The organism is Kribbella sp. NPDC051586, from assembly GCF_044453965.1.
In the GTDB taxonomy this organism is placed as follows: domain Bacteria; phylum Actinomycetota; class Actinomycetes; order Propionibacteriales; family Kribbellaceae; genus Kribbella.
In genome coordinates this window covers 1,300,877-1,324,072 of sequence record NZ_JBITDF010000001.1, presented here as the reverse complement: position 1 = coordinate 1,324,072, position 23,196 = coordinate 1,300,877, and the positions used below count along the sequence as shown (strand labels likewise).

Annotated in this window: 23 protein-coding genes; 7 read left to right on the top strand and 16 right to left on the bottom strand. The window is 69.1% G+C overall.

Features of this window, described 5'->3' with window-relative positions:
- The first annotated feature begins 48 nt into the window (after positions 1-48).
- Positions 49-1,011: a ParB/RepB/Spo0J family partition protein gene (locus tag ACIA58_RS06560; protein WP_396402575.1), complete on the top strand. Its 963-nt coding sequence runs from the start codon at positions 49-51 to the stop codon at positions 1,009-1,011.
- A 328-nt stretch (positions 1,012-1,339) separates the two neighbouring features.
- On the opposite strand, the gene ACIA58_RS06555 is transcribed toward ACIA58_RS06560, so the two are convergent.
- From ACIA58_RS06555 to ACIA58_RS06535, 5 genes are all read right to left on the bottom strand, one after another.
- Complete coding sequence (locus ACIA58_RS06555) at positions 1,340-2,215, bottom strand: class I SAM-dependent methyltransferase (protein WP_396402574.1); 876 nt, start codon at positions 2,213-2,215, stop codon at positions 1,340-1,342.
- A 40-nt stretch (positions 2,216-2,255) separates the two neighbouring features.
- On the bottom strand, positions 2,256-2,609 hold the full coding sequence (locus ACIA58_RS06550; protein WP_396402573.1) for a DUF3817 domain-containing protein: 354 nt from the start codon (positions 2,607-2,609) through the stop codon (positions 2,256-2,258).
- Positions 2,606-3,442 (bottom strand): SURF1 family protein, encoded by an 837-nt coding sequence (locus ACIA58_RS06545; RefSeq protein ID WP_396402572.1) that lies wholly within the window; start codon positions 3,440-3,442, stop codon positions 2,606-2,608. The genes ACIA58_RS06550 and ACIA58_RS06545 overlap by 4 nt, the downstream gene beginning before the upstream one ends.
- A gap of 8 nt (positions 3,443-3,450) precedes the next feature.
- Positions 3,451-4,398: a D-alanine--D-alanine ligase gene (locus tag ACIA58_RS06540; RefSeq protein WP_396402571.1), complete on the bottom strand. Its 948-nt coding sequence runs from the start codon at positions 4,396-4,398 to the stop codon at positions 3,451-3,453.
- 144 nt (positions 4,399-4,542) lie between these two features.
- On the bottom strand, positions 4,543-5,853 hold the full coding sequence (locus ACIA58_RS06535) for a PLP-dependent aminotransferase family protein (RefSeq protein WP_396402570.1): 1,311 nt from the start codon (positions 5,851-5,853) through the stop codon (positions 4,543-4,545).
- A gap of 196 nt (positions 5,854-6,049) precedes the next feature.
- On the opposite strand from ACIA58_RS06535, the gene ACIA58_RS06530 reads away from it, so the two are divergent.
- The 4 genes from ACIA58_RS06530 (at position 6,050) to ACIA58_RS06515 (ending at position 8,030) form a co-directional block, all read left to right on the top strand.
- A complete protein-coding gene (locus ACIA58_RS06530; RefSeq protein WP_396402569.1) occupies positions 6,050-6,250 on the top strand; it encodes a hypothetical protein in 201 nt (66 codons plus the stop codon).
- A 61-nt stretch (positions 6,251-6,311) separates the two neighbouring features.
- The gene (locus ACIA58_RS06525; RefSeq protein WP_396402568.1) at positions 6,312-6,965 is read left to right on the top strand and encodes a GNAT family N-acetyltransferase; all 654 of its coding nucleotides are present in this window, start codon (positions 6,312-6,314) and stop codon (positions 6,963-6,965) included.
- 4 nt (positions 6,966-6,969) lie between these two features.
- Complete coding sequence (locus ACIA58_RS06520) at positions 6,970-7,362, top strand: DUF2784 domain-containing protein (protein WP_396402567.1); 393 nt, start codon at positions 6,970-6,972, stop codon at positions 7,360-7,362.
- 29 nt (positions 7,363-7,391) lie between these two features.
- Positions 7,392-8,030, top strand: coding sequence for a permease prefix domain 1-containing protein (locus ACIA58_RS06515; RefSeq protein ID WP_396402566.1), 639 nt, complete (start codon positions 7,392-7,394; stop codon positions 8,028-8,030).
- Here ACIA58_RS06515 and ACIA58_RS06510 read toward each other — a convergent pair.
- Entirely contained in the window at positions 8,010-8,336 is a 327-nt protein-coding gene (locus ACIA58_RS06510) for a PadR family transcriptional regulator (RefSeq protein WP_396402565.1), read from the bottom strand. The genes ACIA58_RS06515 and ACIA58_RS06510 overlap by 21 nt on opposite strands.
- An 85-nt stretch (positions 8,337-8,421) precedes the next feature.
- Here ACIA58_RS06510 and ACIA58_RS06505 point away from each other — a divergent pair, with 85 nt between their 5' ends.
- A complete protein-coding gene (locus tag ACIA58_RS06505; RefSeq protein ID WP_396402564.1) occupies positions 8,422-10,566 on the top strand; it encodes an MMPL family transporter in 2,145 nt (714 codons plus the stop codon).
- A 2-nt stretch (positions 10,567-10,568) separates the two neighbouring features.
- Here the strand turns inward: ACIA58_RS06505 and ACIA58_RS06500 are convergent, their stop codons facing one another.
- The 9 genes from ACIA58_RS06500 to ACIA58_RS06460 all read right to left on the bottom strand — a co-directional run bounded on the left by ACIA58_RS06500 (position 10,569) and on the right by ACIA58_RS06460 (position 20,956).
- Positions 10,569-10,919, bottom strand: coding sequence for a VOC family protein (locus ACIA58_RS06500; RefSeq protein WP_396402563.1), 351 nt, complete (start codon positions 10,917-10,919; stop codon positions 10,569-10,571).
- Between the two features lie 61 nt (positions 10,920-10,980).
- Positions 10,981-12,117: an N-acetylmuramoyl-L-alanine amidase gene (locus ACIA58_RS06495; protein ID WP_396402562.1), complete on the bottom strand. Its 1,137-nt coding sequence runs from the start codon at positions 12,115-12,117 to the stop codon at positions 10,981-10,983.
- 45 nt (positions 12,118-12,162) lie between these two features.
- Positions 12,163-12,492 (bottom strand): thioredoxin, encoded by a 330-nt coding sequence (trxA, locus tag ACIA58_RS06490; protein WP_396402561.1) that lies wholly within the window; start codon positions 12,490-12,492, stop codon positions 12,163-12,165.
- A gap of 33 nt (positions 12,493-12,525) precedes the next feature.
- Entirely contained in the window at positions 12,526-13,509 is a 984-nt protein-coding gene (gene trxB / locus ACIA58_RS06485) for a thioredoxin-disulfide reductase (RefSeq protein ID WP_396402560.1), read from the bottom strand.
- 136 nt (positions 13,510-13,645) lie between these two features.
- Entirely contained in the window at positions 13,646-14,401 is a 756-nt protein-coding gene (locus ACIA58_RS06480) for an anti-sigma factor family protein (RefSeq protein WP_396402559.1), read from the bottom strand.
- A 127-nt stretch (positions 14,402-14,528) separates the two neighbouring features.
- Positions 14,529-15,251 carry an RNA polymerase sigma factor SigM gene (gene sigM / locus ACIA58_RS06475; protein WP_396402558.1) on the bottom strand — a complete coding sequence of 241 codons (723 nt, stop codon included), beginning with the start codon at positions 15,249-15,251 and terminating at the stop codon, positions 14,529-14,531.
- Entirely contained in the window at positions 15,248-16,915 is a 1,668-nt protein-coding gene (locus tag ACIA58_RS06470) for a protein kinase family protein (RefSeq protein ID WP_396402557.1), read from the bottom strand. Before ACIA58_RS06470 ends, sigM begins: the two co-directional genes overlap by 4 nt.
- A 104-nt stretch (positions 16,916-17,019) precedes the next feature.
- Positions 17,020-18,666 (bottom strand): murein biosynthesis integral membrane protein MurJ, encoded by a 1,647-nt coding sequence (murJ, locus tag ACIA58_RS06465; protein ID WP_396402556.1) that lies wholly within the window; start codon positions 18,664-18,666, stop codon positions 17,020-17,022.
- Complete coding sequence (locus ACIA58_RS06460; protein ID WP_396402555.1) at positions 18,659-20,956, bottom strand: hypothetical protein; 2,298 nt, start codon at positions 20,954-20,956, stop codon at positions 18,659-18,661. Before ACIA58_RS06460 ends, murJ begins: the two co-directional genes overlap by 8 nt.
- Before the next feature lie 24 nt (positions 20,957-20,980).
- Here ACIA58_RS06460 and ACIA58_RS06455 point away from each other — a divergent pair, with 24 nt between their 5' ends.
- A complete protein-coding gene (locus ACIA58_RS06455) occupies positions 20,981-22,441 on the top strand; it encodes a CCA tRNA nucleotidyltransferase (protein WP_396402554.1) in 1,461 nt (486 codons plus the stop codon).
- Here ACIA58_RS06455 and ACIA58_RS06450 read toward each other — a convergent pair.
- Entirely contained in the window at positions 22,438-23,193 is a 756-nt protein-coding gene (locus ACIA58_RS06450) for an aminotransferase class IV (RefSeq protein WP_396402553.1), read from the bottom strand. The two genes, ACIA58_RS06455 and ACIA58_RS06450, sit on opposite strands and share 4 nt — an antisense overlap.
- Between the last annotated feature and the right edge of the window lie 3 nt (positions 23,194-23,196).

Genomic DNA, 23,196 nt, shown 5'->3' with positions numbered 1-23,196 from the left:
AAACGAGAAAGCCGGCAGTAGCTCAGGATTCGACCTCGAGGGAGCGCGATGAACACCCGACTCGGACGCGGACTTGGCGCGCTGATCCCCAGCTCGCCGGCCGCCGGCACCACGACTCTCGGCAGCAAGTCGAGCTCGATCCCGGGAGCGCCGCCGGTCACCGCACCGACGCAGCCGCAGGGACCGGAGCTGGCCGCGGTGCCGGGCGCGTCGTTCGCCGAGATCGAGGTCGAGAAGATCACGCCGAACCCGAAGCAGCCGCGCAGCGTCTTCGACGAGGAGGCGATGGAGGAGCTCGTCCACTCGGTGAAGGAGATCGGGCTGCTGCAGCCGATCGTCGTTCGCAGGCTCGAGGGTGACAAGTACGAGCTCGTCATGGGCGAGCGTCGGTGGCGGGCGACGCAGCAGGCCGGGTTGACGACGATCCCGGCGATCGTGCGGGAGACGTCTGACGACGCGATGCTGCGCGACGCACTCCTGGAGAACCTGCACCGCAGCCAGCTGAACCCGCTGGAAGAGGCGGCGGCGTACCAGCAGATGCTCGACGACTTCGGCTGCACACAGGAAGTCCTCGCGACCCGGATCGGGCGGTCGCGCCCGCAGATCTCGAACACGCTCCGGCTGCTGAAGCTCCCGGCCGGGGTGCAGCGCCGGGTTGCCGCCGGGGTGCTGTCCGCCGGTCACGCGCGAGCTCTCCTGGGTCTGCCCAGTGGTGATGCGATCGAGCGCCTCGCCCAGCGGATCGTCGCCGAGGGCCTCTCGGTCCGCACCGTCGAGGAGATCGTCGCCCTGGGCGACATGAACGCCGAGGACCCCACACCGGCCCGCCGCCGCAACAAGCCGGTGGCTCCGCGCCTGGTGGACCTGGCCGACCGCCTCTCCGATCGTTTCGAAACCCGCGTCAAGGTGGACCTCGGCAAGACCAAGGGCAAGATCACCGTCGAGTTCGCCTCCCTGGACGACCTCGAACGAATCGTCACCCTCATGGACCCCAACAAACAGACCGACTAACGCCTCGCGTCCGAGGTGCCGCGTCCCGGGTGATGCGAGGTGCGTTGCGCCGGGGTGATGCGGTGTGCGGCGCGGTGTCGTCAGTGCCTGTGGTGTGGGTTAGCTGTGCACCCATCTCGGCGCTCCGTTGCGGCCCTGCCGGGTACGCCGCGTGTGGAGACCAGCCGCGCAAGCCGTCGCGGTGCGAGACAGGCCGCTGGCGTATGTCGTCGCCGTGGAGCGCCGGCGTGACGATGCCCCCGTGGAGCGATCCGGGCAAGGTGTGGTGCGAGGCGGGCGGTTATGGCGGCGGGGTCCTGAAGGGCTGGATTCCTCTGTGAGCGGGATTCTAAGCGTCCTCGGCGGATCTGCTCCGGACATCAACTTCGAGGGCGGCGCTCAGGGACGGCGGCGATTTGTCGACAAAGTTACTTGGGGACTTGCTGCAATGTTTCATGTGAAACATTGCGGGTGGCTTTGATGAGGTAGGTCGCGGGGAGCTGGGTGGAGGCGGGGCCCAGATCCGCGTACATCGCCGGGTCGGGGGCCTCTTGGAAGGTGGTGAGGGATAGGCCTGCCGCGAGTAGGGCGGTGATGATGTCGCTGGGGGGCCAGATGAAGGCAGTGAAGGGTGGGGTGACGGGGTGTCGCGGGCGCCGGTGGGGAGCTTGGTGTTTTCGATGGTGGCGCGTGGCGTGGAGCGGGAGAAGTAGTCGGCGGTGACCGCCAGATGGTTCGGGCCCTGGACGGCGAGGATCTCCCAGACCGGGTGATGCTCGGCGAGGAGGATCGACCCGCCAACGGCCAGGCGTGACGCGACCAGGGAGGCGAACACGGTGAGGTCGGGGACCCAGCAGATCGCGCCCCAGCTCAGGCAGATGAGGTCGAACTCGGTCAGCCTGGCCGGTAGGGCGAGCATGTCCGCGCGCTGGAATTCGACCGGGATGCCGGTGGCGGCGGACTTCGAGCGCGCCGTCGAGAGTGCGACCGAGGAGATGTCGACGCCGGTGACCACGGCGCCGAGTTGGGCCCAGGAGAGGGCCTCGTCTCCACACGAACAAGCGAGCTGGAGGATCCGGCGGCCGCGGACGTCGCCGGCGGCTGCCAGTTCCTCCGGGCTCAGCGTCGTACCGCCGGCCGCGAAGTACGACGCGGGGCGGCCAGGGCGCGCGTTGTGGATCTGGTCCCAGCTCGCGCGGTTCGACTCCGCGATGTCATGCAGCATGCAGCGACGCTAGGGCCGAAACCCCAGCGGTACAACGGGATTAGCGACCGAGCAGCTCGTGCGACGTCTTGCGCTCGGCGTAGAACGACAGGAACGGGATGGTCCCCGCCAGCGCCATCATCACCAGTCGCGGGAACGACCAACGAACCCGGCGGAACAGGTCGAAGGTGAGCAGCAGGTAGACCATGTACAGGAACCCGTGCGTCGGGCCGATCACGTTCATCGCGCCGGGGCTGTCCGCGAAGTACTTGAGCGGCATGGCGAGGAACACCAGCAGCAGGAGCATCACACCGACGACGTACGCGATCACGCGGTAGCGCATCAGCGCGCCGCGGATGGCCGGGGTCAACGGCTGCGAGCCGGCGGAGGTGGCGGGGTCGGCTGAGGAAGTCACGCTGAAACGGTACCGCTTGGCTCCACACGCTCTTCGGCCCGGTCTGAAGGGCCGCCGGACGAGGCGTCGTCGTCCGGATCCGGCTCGCCGTCGGAGCGATGCGCGTCGAACACCATCCGCCCCCACATCCACAACGTGAAGGCCGCGAAGATCCACCACTGGAAGGCGTACGCGATGTTTCGCAGTCCGGCGTGGTCGGTCGGCGGCGGAGGCGGCTGTACGACGGCCGGCGCCGGAGACGGCATGCCGCCCGACACGGACTCCTGTACGACGAAGGCGTCGTACACCCGGTAGTCGACCAGATGGACGATCGTCGGGATCCGCAGCGACGACAGCACCCGCCCCTTGGCAGCATCGTCCGAGGAGTCCTCCGCCTCGGACGCGATCACTGTCCCGGTCAGCTGCACTGGCCCGGTGGGCGCCTTCGCAGCGGGGTCGCTCACCGAAGGAACCCAGCCGCGGACGACCATCACGGCATCCGTGGACGAGAGCTTCACCGGCGACACGACCCACAAGCCGTCACGCGAGTCCTGCACACGGTCCGCGATGAACAGCTGATCCGCAGCCGGTCCCCACGTGCCGTCGACCGTCACGCGGCGACTGACCGCCTTGGCCGGCAGGCCCTCGTCGATCGAGAACAACGACTGCAGCGCGACCGGCGCAACCTCGGCTCGGTGGGCCGTCGCCGCAGCCGTCTTCGAGTGGTACACGCCCAACTGCCAGACGCCCATCACGGACATCCCCGCGGCGATCGCCAGCGCGAGCAGCAAAAGCGCCAACCAGCGCGGTGTCAGAACGGTCCGCCAGAAAGGCCGGCCGCCGGAGTCAGGCATCACAACCTTCAGCGGGCAGCTGCTGTCGCCAGCAGATCGCGGCACAGCACACCAAGCTCGATCCCAGCAGCCTCGGCAGCCAACGGGACCAGCGACGTCTCCGTCATTCCCGGCGCCACGTTCACCTCGAGGAACCACGGCACACCCGCCGCGTCGACCACGAGGTCCGACCGCGACAGGTCCCGCAGCCCGAGCGCCTGGTGCGCCTGCACCGCGGCCGCAGCGCACGCACCAGCGACCTCAGGTTCGAGCCGAGCAGGTACGACGAACTGCGTCGCCCCCGCCGTGTACCGCGCCTCGTAGTCGTAGAACCCCGAGTCGGGCCGGATCTCCACCGCAGGCAGGGCTCGCGGGCCGTCGCCGGTGTCGACCACGGTCACGGCGACCTCGGTGCCGTCGACGTACTGCTCGATCAACGCCACCGGACCGTATGCGTAGCAGTTCACCATCGCCGACGGCAGCTCCTCGGCCGACCGCACGATCGAGGCGCCGAGCGCCGAACCGCCACGGGCCGGCTTCACGACCAGCGGCAGCCCGATCTGGTGAATCACCGACTCCATCAACGACGCGGCGCCCAGCTCGCGGAACGTGTCGTGCCCGAGCACGACCGACGCCGGCGTACGCAGCCCGGCTGCTCCGACCATCGTCGACGCGACCGGCTTGTCGAACGCAGTACGGCAGGCGGCCGCATCGGCGCCGACATACGGAACGCCGTACAGGTCGAGGACCTGGCGGAGCGCGCCGTCCTCGCCGGTGACGCCGTGCAGGACGGGGAAGACCGCGTCCGGTGGATCGTTGCGGAGCCGATCGACCAGGGAGGCGTCGACATCACGCTGCTCGACCTCGACGCCGACGCTGCGCAGGGCGTCCGCCACCCGCCGGCCGGACCGGAGCGAGACGTCCCGCTCGTGCGACAGTCCACCGGCCAGAACAAGCACTCGACCCAGATCACTCATCACAAATATCCCGATCACTCGTGGGCGACTCCGGCACGGCCGCCGGTCCCGAGGCCCACTGGAACGGTACCGCTAGCGTGTCAGCGACCCACGGCCGCCCGCAGATCCATTGCGCAACCTTTGCGCTCTCTCAAGCTGCTTGGTCTAGCTCAGCTCCGGCCCCGGAGCGTCGTAGTCCCGTCCCGCACCTGGTGGCAACGGGCCGAACGTCTCGCGGAGCTCGAGCTCCTCGTGGATCACCGCGGCGAGCCGGCCGACGCCTTCGGTGATCCGCTCAGGCGTCGGATGGCAGTACGACAGCCGCATGCACTGGGAGCCGAAACCGTCGGCGAAGAAGGCCGTCCCGGGGACGTACGCAACCCGCGCGGTGACCGCTCGCGGCAGCATCGCCTTCGCGTCCAGGCCGTCGGGCAACGTCAGCCAGACATAGAACCCGCCGCGCGGCCGCGTCCAGGTCGTTGCCGCTGGCATCTTTTCGGTGAGCGCCGCGAGCATCGCGTCCCGGCGTTCGCGGTACATCTCGCGGAACTGCTTGACCTGCCCCATCCAGTCATGGCGGACCAGGTACGACGAGATCGCGAGCTGGCTGAACGTCGGCGGGCAGAGCGTCGCGGACTCCTGCGCCAGCACGAGTTTCTCCCGCACCGCGTGCGGTGCAACCGCCCATCCCACCCGGAACCCGGGCGCGAACGTCTTCGAGAACGAGCCGAGGTAGATCACGCCTTCGCGATCGTCGGCCCGCAGGGCGCGCTGCGGCTCACCCTCGAAGCCGAGCAGCCCGTACGGGTTGTCCTCGAGCACCAACAGGTTGGCCCGCTGACAGATCTCCAGCACCCGCGACCGGCGCTCGTCCGACAGCGAAACCCCGGCGGGGTTGTGGAAGTTCGGGATCGTGTAGAAGAACTTGATCCGCTTGCCGGCCGCCCGCACCGAGGCGATCGCCTGCTCCAGCGCCTCCGGCACCACGCCGTCGTCGTCCATCGCGACATGCACGACCTCGCACTGGTACGCACGAAATACCCCGAGCGCACCGACGTACGACGGCGCTTCGCAGATCACCACGTCGCCCGGATCGCAGAAGACCCGGGTGACCAGGTCGACGGCCTGCTGGCTGCCGACCGTGACCACGACGTCGTCCGGATGGGCCTCGATGCCTTCGAGCCGCATGATGTCGCAGATCTGGTCCCGCAGCGTCGGGTCGCCCTGGCCGGAGCCGTACTGCATCGCGACCGCGCCGTTGTCGATCACCAGGTCGCGGACCGCGCCGCCGACCACGTCCAGTGGCAGGCCGCCGATGTTCGGCATGCCGCCCGCGAGGGAGACCACTTCGGGGCGGCTGGCAACGGAGAACAGCGCCCGGATCTCGGATGCGGTCATGCCCTTGGTCCGGGCTGCGTACGCCTCGACGTAGTTGTCGAGGCGGGTCTGCCGGACATCAGGCACGTCAGCACTCACGAGGGCCACTCCAACGGTGATCGAGGGGGAAGTCACCAGGTTACGTCGACAGACCCGGGTCCGGGCTGTGGATCGGCGCGACCTCTCACTACCATGCCTTATAGGGGCAGGTTCGACCATGCCGCGATCTGGCTGCTGAGACAGCCGGGCCGGTGCGGTGCGGCCTGAGAGGTGGACTCGGAAGGCAGGATTCGGGATGAGCGTGGGCAAGACAGCCGGATGGACGCTCGGCGGACTGGCGCTGGGCGTGCTGGCCGGGTTCGCCGGCGAGCTGTTCCGGCGGCAACCCGCCGCCAAGGTGCAACAGCGGTACGTCGCCCCCGAGGCGACCCGTACTCCGGACGCGCGCACACCGGCACCGGAGCCCGAGCCGGCGACGGAGCCCGTCGCGCGGTGACACGCATCGTGACGAAGCTAACAAGCCACGATCGACCCGGCACCGCTGACCGGACACGCTGATGGCTCGACGGCTCGAACCGCTCACGCTCGCCAATCTCGACGAGCTGCCGGTCCCGTGCCGTGACTGCGTGTTCTGGGAGCTCGACCCGGTCGCCGCGCGCCAGGCCAAGCGCAACGGGGACACCGCGCTGGAGAAGGAAGCCTGGCTGTCCCAGTTGCTCCTCGACTGGGGACCGGCCGGAGTCGTGCTGTACGTCGACGACGACCCGGCCGGGTTCGCGCTGTACGCGCCGGCGACATACCTGCCCCGGATCCAGGCCTTCCCGACCGCTCCGGTCAGCCCGGACGCCGTCGTACTCGCGACCGGGCGGATCCAGCCGCGGTACCTGGGGCTCGGGCTGGGCAAGATTCTGGTCCAGGCGGTCGCCAAGGACGTGCTGAAGCGTGGGTTCCGGGCTATGGAGGCCTTCGGCGACTCACGCTGGGACGCGCCGGGGTGCGTCTGGCCGACCGACTTCCTCCGCGCTGTTGGCTTCGGGGTCGTCCGTGAGCACCCACGCAATCCGCGGCTGCGGCTCGACCTGCGTTCGGCGATCACCTGGCGCAGCGAGATGGAGGCCGCCGTCGAGCGTCTGATGGGGGCGATCCGCCCGGAGCCCTCGCCGTCGCGGCCGGTGACGGTCCGGGACGCGCTGAGGTCGGGGCCGGAGTAGGCGCATGATCTGGCGAGCGCTGGCCGACGTGGTCATGGTCGTGCACGCCGTCCTGCTGCTCTTCTTCGCGGTGGGTGCGTTCCTCGCCTGGCGGTGGCCCAAGCTGATCTGGCTCCACCTCGCCATCGTGGTGTGGAACCTCGTCATCGTCCTGGTCGACTTCGGCTGCCCGGTGACGGCGACCGAGAAGTTCTTCCGCCGGCAGGGCGGCGAGAGCGTCTACGCCGGCGGCTACATCCACCACTACCTCGAGGGACACCTCTGGCCGGAGGGCGCGACCCCGTGGGCGGAGCGGATCGGGTTCGCGCTGGTGCTGATCGGGTACGCCGGGTTCTTCGTCGTGCGGCACCGGCGGAAGACCAAGGTCAGGGGCGAGTCAGTGGGACCCCGGACGTGAGCAGGGGGCGGGCTCTCCATACTGGGAGGGTGCCCATCGACGACTACCTGGCCGCTTTGAGCAAAGAGCTCCGGGGACCGCGGCGCCGGAAGGCGGATCTGCTGGCCGAGGCCCGCGACCACCTGACCGACGCGACCGAGGCCTTCGAGGCCGACGGTTTCGACCGGTACGACGCGGAGAAGCACGCGGTCGCCGACTTCGGGGCGATCGAGGACGTCGCGCCGGGCTACCGGTCCGAGCTGGCGATCAGTCAGAGCCGGCGTACGGCGATGATGCTGTTGCTGGCGCTGATGATCCAGCCGATCGTCTGGCAGGGCGGCGCCTGGGTCTGGACCCAGGACCAGACCGGCTCGACAGCATTGAACGACCTGCTCCAGGTCGTGGTCCGGGACATCGGCGGCGTCGTGATCGCCGGCGCGGTGCTGGCTGTACTCGGCACCGGCATCGGGCAGCGGTTCCCGCTGGTGCGGGAGCACGTGAGCCGGGTGACCGCACTCTTCACACTGGCCGGTTCCGCGCTGATCGCCGCGATCGGCGTGACCATGACCGCGACCAGCGCCCACGCTCCCGGCCTGCCGGCCTACGGGGTCGTCGGGACGTTCGTCGTCCTGCCGCTCGCGTTCGTGAGTGTGCAGGCAGCCCGCGGGCTACGCCTGGCCCGGGCGTAGCACCCCTTCCACCACGGCGCGGAACGTCAGCCACTCCTGCTTGCCGGTGGCAAGCATCTTCGAGCCGGCGCTGGTGAGCTGGTACGTCCGGCGCTTCCGGCCGCCGACCGTGCTCCACTCGCTCGCCAGGTACCCGGCCCGCTCGAGTCGCCGCAGCGCCGGGTACAGCGTGCCGGTCGGCAGGTCGAGCTCGCCGCCGCTGCGCTCCAGCAGTGCCTCCATGATCGCGTAACCGTGCAGCGGCTCGTGCTCGACGACCGCCAGGATCATCGGGTCGAGGTGCCCACGCAGCGCATCCGCCTTCATGTAGCCAGTCTACTCATATGTCTGTTAGTGTCGAGAGGCAACATGTAGCCATTCTACACATCAAGCAGTGAGGAGGGCCCCGGCGATGACCGTGGACACCCCCGTACGACGACCGCCCGGCACGACACGACCGGGTCTGCTCCACCGGGTGTCCGGATGGGCCATGCGGCACGCCGGACTCGCGGTCCTGCTGTGGGTGGTCGTTCTGGCCGCCGTCACTGCCGCGTCGACGGTGGTTGGCGCCAGCTACAAGAACGACAACTCGCTCCCGGGCACCGACTCCCAGCGGGTGACGGACATCTTCCAGGCGCACCAGCCGAAGGGCGACACGGCGTCGGTGCAGATCGTCGTCCGGGCCGACGGCGGCCTCGACGCGGAGAAGAGCCGGATGGCGTCGATGCTCGCGGTTGTCCGCGACCTCCCGCACGTCGCTTCGGTCGCCGACCCGTTCACCGCGCCGGGCAGTATGTCGACAGATCGACGTACGGCGTACTCCACCGTCAGCCTGGATGTGGCGATGACGGACATGCCGGTGGCGGACGTGCGGACGATCATCGATCGCGCGCAGGACTTCGCGCGGACCGGCTTCCAGATCGAGGTCGGTGGGGATCTGGCGCGGAACGCAGCGGACAGCTCAGGCGGTGCGTCCGAGGGCGCGGGCATCCTGGCCGCGCTGGTGATCCTCGTGTTCCTGTTCGGATCGTTGCTTGCGGCAACACTTCCGCTCTTGACCGCGGTGTTCGCGGTGGGCAGTACGGTCGGGTTGCTGATGCTGGCGTCGCACCTGTTCACCGTTCCGGAGTACACGACGCCGGTAATGCTGCTGGTCGGGCTGGGGGTCGGCATCGACTATGCGCTGCTGATCTTCTCGCGCTACCGCCACGAGCTGCTGAAGGACGAGACGGATCGGGCGACGGCGGCGATCGTTGCCTTGGACACCGCGGGACGCTCGGTACTGTTCGCCGGCTGCACTGTTGTGATCGCCTTGCTCGGATTGCTTGCGCTCGGGCTCGGCTCGTTGCAGGGCGTTGCGCTTGGCGTCACGTTGACCGTGCTGATGACGATGCTGGCCGCGGTGACGTTGCTGCCCGCCCTGCTGACGTTGTTCGGGAAGCGGATCGAGCGGAGTGTTCGCAAACACGCGGCGAAACAGCGCCGTACGCCTGGCGACGGGTGGCGGAAGCTGGCCGCCTTGGTGCAGCGCGGGCCGTGGGTGCCGTTGCTGCTTGGGGTCGTCGCGTTGGTGGCGTTGTCGCTGCCGGCGTTGAACATGCGGCTCGGGTTCGCCGATGCGGGGACGGACGATCCGGCGAAGACCAGCCGGAAGGCATACGACCTGCTGGCCGACGGGTTCGGGCCCGGGTTCAACGGTCCGCTCGTCGTGGTGTCCGAGGGCGACCGGACCGCGGCTCAGGTGCTTGGTCAGACGTTGGCGGCGGATCCTGGCATCGCGGCGGTGACGCCGCCTCAGTTGACGCCGGACGGCAAGATCGCGACCGTACTGGCGTTTCCGAAGTCGGCTCCGCAGGACGCGGCGACCAGCGACCTCGTGCAACGACTGCGCGATGACACGTTGCCGAAGCTCGAGTCGCAGACCAAGGCGACGTACCTCGTCGGTGGGGCGACCGCGGCGGCCGACGACTTCGCGGCGGCGGTGAGCAAGCGGCTGCCGATCTTCGTCCTGGTTGTCGTCGGGCTGTCGGCGCTGCTGCTGATGGCCGTGTTCCGGTCGGTGCTGATCCCGTTGAAGGCCGCCGTACTGAACCTGCTCAGCATCGGCGCCTCGCTCGGCGTGATCACGCTGGTGTTCCAGCAGGGCTGGTTCGGCGCGCAGGCGGGGCCGATCGAGGCGTTCGTACCGGTGATGATCTTCGCGATCGTGTTCGGGTTGTCGATGGACTACGAGGTGTTCCTGGTGTCGCGGATCCACGAGGAGTGGCGGCGTACCAAGGATGCCCGGGCCGCCGTCCGGGAAGGACTGGCGACCACGGGCAGCGTCATCACCGCGGCCGCCGCGATCATGATCGTGGTGTTCGGCGCGTTCCTGCTCAGCCCGGACCGGATGCTCAAGCAGTTCGGCCTCGGCCTGGCGACCGCCGTACTGCTCGACGCCTTGCTGATCCGGTGCGTGATCGTCCCGGCGGTGCTGCGCCTCATGGGCAACCGAGCCTGGTGGCTACCCCGCTGGCTCGACCGCGTCCTCCCGAAGATCGCCCTCGAGAAGGACTGACCTCAGCCGTTGCCGGCGACGCCGATCTTGTGACCTTGTGCGTCGGCGAACACACCGAAGCTCGTGCCGGGGACCTGCTGGGCGGCCTGGACGATCCGTCCACCCAGCTCCTCGGCGCGGGCCAGCGTGGCCGCGACGTCCTCGACCGCGACGAAGAACAGCACCTCGTCCTCGGCGCTCTGCCGCGGACCGATCGCGACGTACGTCCCCTCCGGTGTCCCCGTGTCGATGAACGTGTAGCCCGGGAACGCGCCCTCGGACGCGATCTTCCACCCGAACAGCTCCGCGAAGAACTGCCGGGTCTTGTCCGGATCCGCCGATCGGATCTCGGCGTGGACGACTGGATGTGCCATGAGCCCCTCCTAGGTCAACTGATGCTCAACCAGTTGACGAACGGCTCATCCAGGAATCGACTCAGACGGTCAGTTGGCCGAAGCGGAGCATGCCGGTGGCGGCGTCCTGCTCCGGTGGGAGGTACACGCGCTGGATGGCGACCACGATGGCTTCGGCGATGACGTCGCGGAAGGCCGGGTCGGCCAGGCGGGCCGAGTCGTGGGGGTTGGTGACGTAGCCGATCTCGAGCCGGACCGCGGGCATCTTGGTGCGGCGGAGGAGGTCCCACGTCTTCGCGTGGGTGCGGCAGTTGAGCAGGTCGGTGCGGGCGACGATCTCGCGCTGCACCAGGCCGGCGAACTGCTCGCCGACGCTCGACGAGGCGCCGTGCAGGTCGTTGCCGTAGTAGTACGTCGCGACGCCCTGCGCCTCCGGGTTCATCGAACCGTCGGCATGCAGCGAGACACACAGGTTCGCGTCGGTCTCGTTCGCGAAGGCGGCGCGCGCCAGCTCGTCCGGCCCCTGATCGCGGCCCCGGGACAGATACGCCCGTACGCCGGTGGCGCCGAGCCGGCCCTCGATCCGGGCGGCCAGGTCGTACGCGATGTCGGACTCGCGCAGGCCGTAGCCCTCCCAGCCGTAGTCGAATCCGCCGTGGCCCGGGTCGATCACCACGGTCTTGCCGGACAACCGCGGCCCGGCGGCGCGAACTGCCTCCCGCGCACGCAGCGCATCCGGACGTCCGCCGGTCGCCATCGGACGGATCCGCTGCAGCGCCTTGAACGTCGACGGCCCACAGGTCCCGTCGCCGGGCAGCCCCATGTTCCGCTGGAAGTCGGTCACCGCGCGCTGGGTGTCCGCGCTGAAGATCCCGTCGATCCGCGCGACGGCGAACCCGAGCTCCTGCAGCTTCGCCTGCAGAGCGAGGACGTCGTCTCCGGACAGCGGGTGCGACGGGACGAACGTCAGCAGCCGGTCGCCCAGCCGCCAGCGCGCGTCGTCGATCGCCCGGTACGTCTGCGGGCCGACGACCCCGTCGATCATCAGCCCGCGTTGCTGCTGGAAACCCCGGACCGCGTGCGCGGTCGCCTCGTCGTAGACGTCGTGACCGCCGGCCAGCAGCCCCAGCCGCTGTAGCTTGCCGACGATCTCGGCGACCGCTTCACCGCTGTCGCCGATGCGGTACACGCCGTGCGGGCCAGACGGTGACACTGCCATGCAACTGCTCCTTGCCGTGGGCGGACGGGGCGTCCTCGGTAGATCTCAGGCGGTGAAGTCTGACAGCTCCCTGAGCAGCGCCGCCTTCGGCTTCGCGCCGACGATGGACTTCGCCAGTTCACCATTCACGTAGACGTTGATGGTAGGGATACCGGTGACCTTGTAGTTGCTCGGGGTGACCGGGTTCTCGTCGACGTTCATCTTCAGGAACGTGATCTTGTCGCTGTGGTCCTGCGCCAGCTCCTCCAGGATCGGGGAAACCTGGCGGCACGGGCCACACCACTCGGCCCAGAAGTCCACCAGCACCGGCTTGTCGCTCTTCAGCACGGTCTGGTCGAACTCGGCGTCGGTGACGGCGTTCATCTTCTCGCCCACGGGCGTATCTCCTTCAGTGGTTTTGAAATCAGGTCAGACAGAGACAGGCTCTGTGGCGGCCGCGGCGGCGTGCTCCGCGTCCTCCAGAGTGGCCAGGTAGCGCTCGGCGTCCAGAGCGGCCGCACAGCCGGTGCCGGCCGCGGTGATCGCCTGCCGGTAGGTGTGGTCGACCAGGTCGCCGGCGGCGAACACGCCGCGCAGGTTGGTCTCGGTGCTGTCCTGCTTGACCAGCACGTAGCCCTCTTCGTCCAGGTCGACCTGGCCCTTGACCAGCTCCGAGCGCGGGTCGTGCCCGATCGCGATGAACAGGCCGGTGGCCGGCAGCTCGCGGGTCTCGCCGGTGACGGTGTCCTTCAGCGTCACGTGGGTCAGCTTGTCCTCACCGTGGATCTTGTCGACCGCGGAGTTCCACTGGAACTCGATCTTGTCGTTCGCGAACGCACGGTCGGCCATGATCTTCGAGGCGCGCAGCTCGCCGCGGCGGTGCACCAGGTGCACCTTCTTGGCGAACTTGGTCAGGAAGGTCGCCTCCTCGACGGCGGAGTCGCCACCGCCGACGACCGCGATCTCGTGGTCGCGGAAGAAGAAGCCGTCACAGGTCGCACACCAGGACACGCCGTGCCCGGACATCCGGTCCTCGTCGGACAGCCCCAGCTTGCGGTAGCCCGAACCCATGGCCAGGATCACCGTCTTGGCCCGGTGCTCGGTGCCGGCGGAGTCGGTGACCACCTTGATGTCGCCGGTCAGGTCGACCTTGGTGATGTCGTCGGGCACCAGCTCGGCGCCGAAGCGCTCGGCCTGGGTGCGCATCTCGTCCATCAGGGCCGGGCCCATGATGCCCTGCGAGAAGCCGGGGAAGTTCTCCACCTCGGTGGTGTTCATCAGCGCGCCGCCGGCGGTCACGGAGCCTTCGAAGACCAACGGCTCCAGCGCCGCGCGGGCGGCGTACACGGCGGCCGTGTAACCGGCCGGGCCGGAGCCGACGATGATGACGTTGCGGACTGCGGAGTCGCTCATGCAGGCGTTCCTCGGGGAGTCGAGATTGATACGTCGTACTCAACGGATCCTAGAGGCCGTCCATTCCCCCTGACCGGGGCGGAGGGGTGGGGCCGTATCAATACGGTACCCACCCCGGTGGGGCGGGCCGTGAGTATCAACGCAGGGTGACCGTGGTGTCGTAGAACGGGCTGGCAACTCCGCTCGGCTCGCTACATCCGGTGACCGCGAAGACCTGGATGTCGCGCGCCGACTCGCCCTGCAGCCCGATGATCGTGGCCCGCTTGCCGTCGATCTTGGCGGGCTGGACCAGCCGGACGTTCGGATTCGGCTGCCCGGCCGCGAACGTCCGCGCGCAGGCCTGCTCGTCCGGCGAGCCGTGCATGATCGCGTTCGGAGTGTGTTCGAGCCACTGCTTGATCCGCGGCCCGATGTCGTTGGTCGTGATCGTCACCGCGTCCGCGGGGGGCGTGTTCTGGTCGGTGGCGGCGGCACCCTCGTTCGCCTGGTCGCGGGTGGCGAACACGACGCCGACGCCGATCGCGGCGATCAGCACGACGCCGGCGGCCGCGCCGAGCAGCTTCGGGAGGTGCCGGCGGGGCTCCTCGCGGATCTGGGCCAGCGAGTGCACACCGACCGTCGAGGCACGCAGTACCGACTCCGACACGATCACGGCGTCCAGGTGCTCGGCGACGTCGGTCGGCATCGGGATGTCGGCGCGACCCTCTTCGGCCAGGTCCTCGGACAGCTTCACGAGGGCGTCGTACGTCTGCTGGCACTCCGGACAGGCTTTCACATGCTCACGAGCGCGGTGCGCCTCGGCGGCAGGCAGCAGGTTCTCGATCAGGTCCGCGATCGTGTCCGTGTCCAGGTGCTCGAGGTGCTCACTGGTCGGAAGACCGGATTCGGTCATCGGGGGCTCGCCTCCTCACGGGAGGTATGCGGCGGCCATAGCCACATGGTCATAGAAAGCTCCGGGTCGAAGGCATCAGCAGTCCGGTCGCCAGAGGCAGGCGACTTCGCTTCGACGGGGTACCTACTCATTCGGTTCCCACTGCTTCCGCGGCGGATTTCTCCGGTACGTCGGACTCGCGGGTCGTCTGCCAGTGCCGCAGCAGCGGGAGGAGCTTGGCGCGGCCGCGGGCGCAGCGGGACTTGACCGTGCCGGGGGCGCAGTCGAGGATCGCGGCCGCCTCCTCGATCGAGTAGCCCTCCATGTCGACCAGGACCAGCGCGGCACGCTGGTCCTCGTTGATCTGTTTCAGGGCGTTGAGCACGTCGAGCCGGCGCTCCCGGACCTCGGCCGGGTCCTGCTCGGTCGGCCCGGCCAGCTCGGCAGCGCGGTCCTCGTCCTCGGGCAGCGGGTCGGCGGCGCGCACCTGGCGCCGGCGGATCCGGTCGAGGCAGGCGTTCACGACGATCCGGTGGAGCCAGGTGGTCACCTTCGCGTCGCCGCGGAACGAGTCGGCGCGACGGAAGGCCGAGATGAACGCCTCCTGCAGCGCGTCCGCCGCCTCCTCGGGCTCGCCGAGGGTGCGGATCGCGACCGCCCACATCCGGTCCCGGTGCCGCTTGACCAGGTACCCGAAGGAGTCCGGGTTGCCGGCCACGTGCATCCGGAGCAGCTCGTGATCGTCCAGCTGGTCGTAGCTCGTCGGCGCACCGGCATGGCCAGGTTGCGCAGCCTGCGGCACCGGATCGTCGGCGCCGATGCGCGGGACGTCCGGGCCGGGCTGGTCGCCCGAGTCCAGGTGAGCCGTCATTTCTGGATTGAGACCTCCGAGATGATGCCCCGGAAACCACCGTCGGCCTTAGGCAGCTTGGTCAGGTAGACCAGGACGTACTGCGTCTCGGTCGGCGACTGCGGAGTAAGGGTGACGGTACCCTCCGGCTGGTCCGCCTTGGTGTCCACGGCCGTCCAGCCGCTCACACTGGTCGGGGACTTGGTGGTGTCACCCTTCGGGATCATCAGCTGGACGCTCGTGTCGTCACCCTGCAGCGCGACCGCGACGCTCGAGATCGAGGTCTTCGCGCCGAGGTTGTAGACGATGCCCACACCGGGCTTCGTGCCGCCCAGGTTCGGCTTGTTGTGGTAAGTCTGCGTCTGCCAGGTGGTGCTGGCCTTGCCGTCGTACGTGTTCGGGACGTCGTCGCTGTGCTCTTCGCCGTTCCCGCCGTCGGCCTCCGGGTCGAAGTCCTTGGCGGAGACGATCTTGGCCGGCCCGCTGCTCGCCGACGGCGTGGTGCTGGTCTGCGGCGGGGCACTGCTCTTCGCGCCGCCGCCGTTGCTGTCCTGGTCGTTGTTCATCGCGCCCTTGAGCAGGAACTGCGCCATCGCGATCACCGACAGCAGCGCGAGGATGGCGAGCAGGATCAGGATCCGGCCGCCCCAGGAGCCCTTCCGCTTCGGCTCGTCGTGCCGGCGCCGGCCGTTCCCGTTCGACGGCGGGGGAGGCTGGCGGCGCACCGGCCGCGTCTCGGCCGCGGTGTTGTACGCCGACTGCGGCGGACGGTACCCGTTCGGCTCGGAGTCGTACGTCGGCTGCGGGGTCGGGTCGAGCGCCGGCGGCCCGGCCTGCGGCACCACCTGGGTGGCGTCGTCGATGCTGCCGTTCTGCCGGGCGACCTGGACCGTCTCGTCCATCTGGTTCGGCGGCTCGTGTGAGCTGCCGACGACTCCGGACAGCGCGGCGGACAGGCCGGCCGCGCTCGTGATCGGCGGGGCGTGGTGCCGCGGCGGGTCACCCAGCAGCCGGTCGCTGATGTCGTCCAGCGAGCGCGGTACGCCGGCTCGCACCTGACGCGGGCTCAGCAGCCGACCGTGCTCGACCGGGGCGGGCTGGAGTCCCCACGCGGGCGCCGGACCGGGCCAGCGGCCGGTCAGCGAGGCGAAGAGCAGCTCGCCGAGTGAATGGACGTCCTCCTCGGGCGAACCCGCTCCGGACGAACGCAGCGCCGCCTCGGTGGCGACACCGACGACCTTGATCGCACCCGCGTCCGTGATGATCACGGTCGCCGGGCTGATCGCTCCGTGCGCGTAGCCGGTGCGGTGCAGGTTCTCCAGCGCTTCGGACACCTCGCGGGCCAGCCAGCCTGCCTGCTGCCCGGTCAGCGGTCCGGTGCCGAGCATCCGCTCGAGCGACCGCCCGCCGGCCCACTCGCGCACGCAGTACGTGACGCCGTCGTGCATGTCGCAGTCGAGCACCCGCAGGAAGCGCGGGTCGTTGGCGGCGGCGGCCCGGCGCGCGGCGTCGAACAGCAGGTTCGTCCGCGGGTCACCGACCGGCAGCACGTCGACGACGACCGCCCGGCTGAGGACCTCGTCCACGGCCCGCCACACCCGCGCACCGTCGATCTCTGCCAGCAACTCGGCGATCCGGTACCGCCCGGCCAGCAGGGCACCAGGGGTCACGGTCTGGTTCGACACGGTGTCTCTCGCCCTCCTCGATGCCCCAGCGGCCCTTTCGCAGCCCCCATGCTAGTGCCACCGCTGACTAGACAAGTGGTGCACGAATGCACAAGCGTTCCGGTTCAGCGGCGTACAGGCAACTTCGATGTGACCATGGACACCACGTCGTTCACTTCGTGGATACGGAGTACCCGCGACACGGCGGCGTATATCGGCAGCATCACGACCGCCGCGATCGCCAGTTCGAGGATGGCTCCGACGGGTCCGGACCAGTCGACCGCCAGGCTCACCACCCAGAGCACCACACGTCCAGCACCGGCGCCGGCCACGGCGGCGATCACCATCGCCAGCAGCGGGAGCCCGATCCCGGCGCCGGGCACCCGCGGCACCCTCCGCCGCAGCACCGGGCGGGAGATCAGTACGGCGACCAGATAGGCGAGCGCGTACGCCGCTCCGAGCATCACGCCGCTGAAGCGCAGGTGCTCGGCGTCCAGCAGCACCCGGACCCCGATCACGGCCGCCGCGATGTTGGTCGCCGCGATCACGCACTGCAGGAAGAACGGCGTACGCGTGTCCTCGAAGGCGTAGAAGGTGCGCAGCTGGAAGTACTGCACCGTGAACGGCACGATGCCGAGGGCAAGCGTCATCAGCGTGTACGACATCAGCGTCAGGTTGTTCTTGCCCGAGCCATACCCGGCGATGATCGTGACGATCGGATAGGCGAACGCGATCATCGCGGCGGCCGCCGGTACGACGATCGCCAGCGTCTGCCGGATCGAACGCGCCGACAGCTGGGCCACCGCGGCGGTGTCGCCCTCGGCCGCCAGCGCGGACATCTGCGGCAAGGCAGCGGTCGCCAGTGAGACCGTGACGATGCCGTGCGGCACGAGGATGATCAGCATCGCGGTGCTGTACGCGAACAGACCGGCCTTCGCGCCCGGGTCGTCCGACGCGCTACCCGCGATGGCGAGCTGCGTGACCACGACGAGCGTCACCTGGTTCACGGCAACGAAAAGAACCGTCCAGAGGCCCAATCGGGCAGTGTGCCCCAGACCGGTACCGCGGAGGCCGAACTTCGGCCGATAGGTGTGCCCGCTCGCCTTCAGGTACGGCAGCAGCACCAGCAGCTGTACGGCGATGCCGACGGTGTGCCCGAGCCCGAGCAGCAGCTCCTCGCCGTGGCTGTACGTCGGAGGCGTGTCACCGACCCGGTAGATGAACAGGAAGACGATGATCGAGGCGCAGGCGACGATGTTGTTCGCGATCGGCGCCCACATCATCGGACCGAAGCGGCGCCGCGCGTTCAGCACCTGACCGACCAGCACGAACGCGCCGTAGAAGAAGATCTGCGGCAGGCAGAGCCGGACGAACATGATCATGTTCGCCTTCTCGGTCACCCGGGACGGATCGTGCAGCTCCTTCGGGAGGTACAGCTCGGCGATCGCCGGCGCGAGCATCACGCAGGCGACCGTGACGACGGCGAGGACGACGAAGCCGAAGGTGAGGACCCGGTTGGTGAAGTCCTGACCGTCGTCGTCGTGGTTCTTGATCGCGCGCACCAACTGCGGGACGAGCACCGTGTTGAACACGCCGCCGGCCAGCAGGATGTAGAGGCTGTTCGGGATGGTGTTCGCGGCGGTGAAGATGTCGCCACGCAGCGCGGTGCCGATGGCGGCGGCGAGCAGGGCGATCCGGACGAATCCGAGCAGGCGGGACAGCACCGTTCCGGCTGCCATCACCGCCGCTGATCGCAGGGTGCGGTCAGCCATCCTTCGAACCGACTCCTTCTTTCAGCGACGCATCCGGAGCAGAGGCTTCGGGTACGCCGTTCGCCTCGGGGCGATCGTGGGCGGGATCAGGGGTGTCGGCGGCTCCGGCGGCTCCGGCGGCCTCTGCAGCCTCGGCCGGCGCGGCCGGGTTGCGGCGCTCGGTGCGGACGCGGCGGTAGATACGGACGAACGACGTACCGAACAGGAGGGCGCAGGCGGCGCCGACCAGGATCCAGCCGACGCTGCCGTACTGGCTGGCCTGGATCAGCAGCTCCTGGGACTTGCCGACCGGCTGCCCGCCCGCGGTGACGACCTGGGCGTTGGCCCGGATCAGACCGTTCTGCTCGGCGCTCGCGGTGATCCGCGGGGTCCATTTCTGCCGGGGGCCGAGGACAGCGGTCTGCGGCTGCTTGATCTTCAGGTCGGGCCGGTTCACCGCGGTGACCTCGATGCCGACCCGGACCGACCACTCGGTGTCGTTGGTGATGGTCAGCGGGAACGTGCCCTTGCTACCGGCCAGGTTGACCTTGATCTCCTTGCGAAGCCCGCGCTGGACGCTGGCGTTCACCAAGGAGACCTTGCCGAGCTGCTGGTTGGCCGATCCGAGCTCCACCGCAGCGAAGTGCCGGGCCTCTTCCGGATAGCCGTTCCAGCCCAGTGAAGTGGAGCGCAGCAGCGCGTTGGACATCACTTCGGGCAGAGCGTTCTCGTCGACCAGCAGGTTCTGCATGGTGGTCGTCGCTGCGTCGAGCTCGCGAACGCCGTCCAGCTGCGCCTCGGTCAGCACGCCGTTGGAACGCGGCGCCTTCGGTGCTGCCGTTGCCTGCGGCTTCGGGTTGCTCGCCACGATCGCATCGACGTCAGTGGCCTTGATCCACGGCAACGACAGGCTCGCGGCCAGCTCCGCGGTGGCCGCGCCGTCGGTGTCCCAGCCGCGGGGCGGTAGTGCGACCACGGATGCGGCGCCCTTGCCGCTCGCGGCGATCAGCGCGGTCTCGGCTGCGAACCGCTGCCGCACCTGGAGCGGGGAGGCGGCGGTCTCCGGGTCCGGGCCGCCGTTGGTGAGCGAGGAGTTCGCAATGACGGTCCGTACGGAGCGGTCCGGGCCCACCGTCGTCACGTCGTACACGGGGGTCGTGGTCAGCACGGGCCGGGTCGCGGCGGACCACGAGGAACTGCTGACCAGGTTCAAGTCGTTCTCACTGGAACCGGCGAAGCCGACAGAGGCCGCGCCCAGGTAGCGGCTCGCTGCCGCGCCCGCTTCGAGCCACAGGCCGTTGGTGAACGCTGGTGGCATGTTCAACGAGGCTGTGCCCAAGGCATAGCCCTGAGTTGTCTCGCGGGCACCGGCGACCAACTTCTTCAGTGGGTCGCCCGAATCGAGAAGGCCGGCCACGTCTGGATCGCCGTACGGCAGGAGAACGACCTGGTTGCCCGCGATCCGGCTGGCGTCGAACTCCTTGAGCCAGGCCGCCGCGTCGGCCTGCCCGCTGCCGGGCGTGGTCTGGCCGTCGTCGCCGACGATGACGTAGCTCTTGGCCATCTGCCGGATCTCGTCGAGCATCGCGGGGTCGAGCAGCCAGGTGACCTTGTGCTGCTTGCCGAGCGCGAGCAGCCGGGTCAGCGAGCCCTTCGGCGCCAGTGCCTCCGCCAGCGAGTCGTTGGCGAAGTTCTTGCCGCCGAGCTGGGTCGGGCGGTGCCGCAGCGGGATGACCAGCGCCGTGTTCACGGTGCGGCTCAACGGTGTGGTGCCGGCCACCGGCATCAGCGTGCGGGCGCGGCCGGCCATGATCCGGGAGCTGTTCGGTGGTTCGCCGCGGAAGGTGACACCGACGACGTACACGCCGGTCTGGTCCTTGATCCGCCATTCCTTCCACGGCACCGTCAGCGTGAACGCGACCGTCTGCTTCGGCGCCAGCGGCTGCTCGAACGGCTTGAACGTCTGCGGATCGTTGGTCAGGTTGCTGCAGCTGTCCCGGTCGTTCAGGGGGATGTTCTGCTCGGTCGGGATCCGGTCCAGCGCGACCGTGCTGGCCAGCCGGGTCCGGTCGATACAGGCGAGCGCCTGCGGGTCGTTGAACGTCACCGAGCTGGTGTTGGTCACCCGGCCCTTGATCACCACCGGCTGGCCGGGCTCGAGCGCGACCGGGGAGAACGAGTCGATGGTGACCTGGACGGCCGGATCGTCGGCCGGTGCGGCATCGGCCGGAGCGCCCAGGGCCGCTGCCGAAGCAGCAACCAACAGGCACACCCCCATCACCACGGAAGGCCTCAGTCGCCGTCTGAACACGCCGTCACCGTAACCTAGTTCTCCGTGTCACCCTTTGCCGACCAGTCAGCCTCCGCCGGATCGTTGCCCGCAGTGCAGCGGCGAGCCGTCCAGGCGTTGCTGGAACTCGCTCCGGTCGTCGACGAACTGGGCTCCCGCTTCGATGCCGCCGGCCATGAGATCGCCCTGGTCGGCGGTCCTGTCCGGGACATTCTGCTCGGCCGGGGGAGCAAGGATCTGGACTTCACCACGTCAGCGCACCCCGATGTGATCGAGCGGTTGCTGTCCGGCTGGGCGGACCATGTGTGGGACATCGGCAAGGCGTTCGGCACCATCGGTTGTCGTAAGGGCGAGTGGGTCCTGGAGATCACGACGTACAGGTCGGAAACCTACGATCCCACCTCGCGCAAGCCCGAGGTCTCCTACGGCGACAGCCTGGAGGGCGACCTGGCCCGCCGGGACTTCGCGATGAACGCGATGGCGGTCCGGCTGCCGTCGCGCCAGTTCGTCGACCTGTACGGCGGGATCGAGGACGTCGCGCACAAGCGGATCCGGACGCCGGGCACGCCGGAGGACTCGTTCTCCGACGACCCGCTGCGGATGATGCGGGCGGCCCGGTTCGCCGCGCAGCTCGGGTTCACGCCCGATCCGGCGGTGGTGGCCGCGATGACGGCGATGGCCGAGCGGATCACGATCGTGTCCGCCGAGCGGGTCCGCGACGAGCTGGAGAAGCTGATCTGCGCCGACCAGCCGCGGATCGGGCTCGGTCTGCTGGTCGAGACCGGGCTGGCGGAGTACGTGCTGCCGGAGCTGCCCGCGCTGCAGCTCGAGGTCGACGAGCACCATCGGCACAAGGATGTGTACCAGCACTCGCTCACCGTCCTCGACCAGGCGATCGACCTCGAATCGCGTCTGTCTGTTCCGACGCCCGATTTCGTCATTCGGTTCGCCGCGCTGATCCACGACATCGGGAAGCCGAAGACCAAGCGCAACGAGGACGGCGGCAAGGTGACGTTCCACCACCACGACGTGGTCGGGGCGAAGCTGGCCCGGAAGCGGCTGAAGGCACTGCGGTTCAGCAACGAGCAGATCGACCAGATCAGCAAGCTGATCGAGCTGCACCTTCGCTTCCACGGGTACGGCGACGGCGAGTGGACCGATTCCGCCGTACGGCGCTATGTCCGCGACGCCGGCGACCAGCTCGAGCGTCTGCACGTCCTGACCCGGGCCGACTGCACGACCCGCAACCGGCGCAAGGCCGAGATGCTCCGGGCCGCGTACGACGACCTGGAGACACGGATCGAGCGGCTGCAGGAGCAGGAGGAGCTCGATTCCCTGCGCCCCGACCTCGACGGCAACCAGATCATGCAGATCCTCGGGATCGCACCGGGGCGCGAGGTCGGCGAGGCCTACAAGTTCCTGATGGAACTGCGCCTCGATCAGGGTCCTCTCGGCGAGGACCGCGCCCGCGAGGAGCTCCTGCGCTGGTGGTCCGAGCGCGGCTAGACCGCCTGCGCCGGCTGGGTCGCGTACGCCCGGGCGATGAGCTCGGCCGACTCCGGGTGGGGTTCGTACGTCGTGGTGTTGATCGCCGCGACCGGCAGCGCGGGGTCGATCGAGTTGGTGAGGTACGCCGCGTCGTACGTCGGGAGGTCGGCCAGCGGGATCGGCGCGGTCGTGTACGTGTCGAGGCCGCGCTGCAGCACCTGCTGGCGGATGCCGGGGAGGACCGGGGCGGCCGGGAACACGATCTCGGCGCCGCGGGCGAAGCAGATGTTCCAGATCGAGGCCTCGGAGATCTCACCGGACGCGGTGTGGAAGACAGCGTCGTCGTACCCCTCGCGCACTGCTCTGTGGGCGTAGTAGGTGAGGTCGAACGTGCCGGTGTGTTTGAGGTGCGGCACGGCGCGCTGGTGCTGGAAGGCTCGGAGCCGGACGGGTTCGGTGCCCGGAGCCACGGGCGGGCTGGTCCGCGTGAGCAGTTGGAGCTCGTCGGTCCAGAAGACGTTGATGCGGATGGACAGGTCGAGGGACTGAGCCAGGGCGGTCCGGAGGTCGGCGTGGACGCGCTCGGCCGGGAGCGGTTGGCCGAAGATCTCGCGGGTGCTGCGGTCGAGGCGGTCGAGGTGAAGGTCCAGGCCGTCGACCTTGCCGTCGCGGACCTGCAGCGAGGTGAAGTGGCCGAAGGTGGTTGCGCGCAGCAACGCCGGATCGACAGCCGGTAAGGGTGCGCCGTTGAGCAGCAGCGATTCACTCATCGG

Excerpts from the sequence above, each read along its gene's own strand:
- ACIA58_RS06500 (WP_396402563.1), bottom strand. The coding sequence starts at position 10,919 with ATGGCACATCCAGTCGTCCACGCCGAGATCCGATCGGCGGATCCGGAC.
- ACIA58_RS06505 (WP_396402564.1), top strand. The coding sequence starts at position 8,422 with ATGACCGTGGACACCCCCGTACGACGACCGCCCGGCACGACACGACCG.
- sigM (WP_396402558.1), bottom strand. The coding sequence starts at position 15,251 with ATGACGGCTCACCTGGACTCGGGCGACCAGCCCGGCCCGGACGTCCCG.
- murJ (WP_396402556.1), bottom strand. The coding sequence starts at position 18,666 with ATGGCTGACCGCACCCTGCGATCAGCGGCGGTGATGGCAGCCGGAACG.
- ACIA58_RS06520 (WP_396402567.1), top strand. The coding sequence starts at position 6,970 with ATGATCTGGCGAGCGCTGGCCGACGTGGTCATGGTCGTGCACGCCGTC.
- ACIA58_RS06555 (WP_396402574.1), bottom strand. The coding sequence starts at position 2,215 with ATGCTGCATGACATCGCGGAGTCGAACCGCGCGAGCTGGGACCAGATC.
- ACIA58_RS06450 (WP_396402553.1), bottom strand. The coding sequence starts at position 23,193 with ATGAGTGAATCGCTGCTGCTCAACGGCGCACCCTTACCGGCTGTCGAT.
- ACIA58_RS06540 (WP_396402571.1), bottom strand. The coding sequence starts at position 4,398 with ATGAGTGATCTGGGTCGAGTGCTTGTTCTGGCCGGTGGACTGTCGCAC.
- ACIA58_RS06560 (WP_396402575.1), top strand. The coding sequence starts at position 49 with ATGAACACCCGACTCGGACGCGGACTTGGCGCGCTGATCCCCAGCTCG.
- ACIA58_RS06510 (WP_396402565.1), bottom strand. The coding sequence starts at position 8,336 with ATGAAGGCGGATGCGCTGCGTGGGCACCTCGACCCGATGATCCTGGCG.
- ACIA58_RS06480 (WP_396402559.1), bottom strand. The coding sequence starts at position 14,401 with ATGACCGAATCCGGTCTTCCGACCAGTGAGCACCTCGAGCACCTGGAC.
- ACIA58_RS06495 (WP_396402562.1), bottom strand. The coding sequence starts at position 12,117 with ATGGCAGTGTCACCGTCTGGCCCGCACGGCGTGTACCGCATCGGCGAC.
- ACIA58_RS06525 (WP_396402568.1), top strand. The coding sequence starts at position 6,312 with ATGGCTCGACGGCTCGAACCGCTCACGCTCGCCAATCTCGACGAGCTG.
- trxB (WP_396402560.1), bottom strand. The coding sequence starts at position 13,509 with ATGAGCGACTCCGCAGTCCGCAACGTCATCATCGTCGGCTCCGGCCCG.
- ACIA58_RS06530 (WP_396402569.1), top strand. The coding sequence starts at position 6,050 with ATGAGCGTGGGCAAGACAGCCGGATGGACGCTCGGCGGACTGGCGCTG.
- ACIA58_RS06545 (WP_396402572.1), bottom strand. The coding sequence starts at position 3,442 with ATGCCTGACTCCGGCGGCCGGCCTTTCTGGCGGACCGTTCTGACACCG.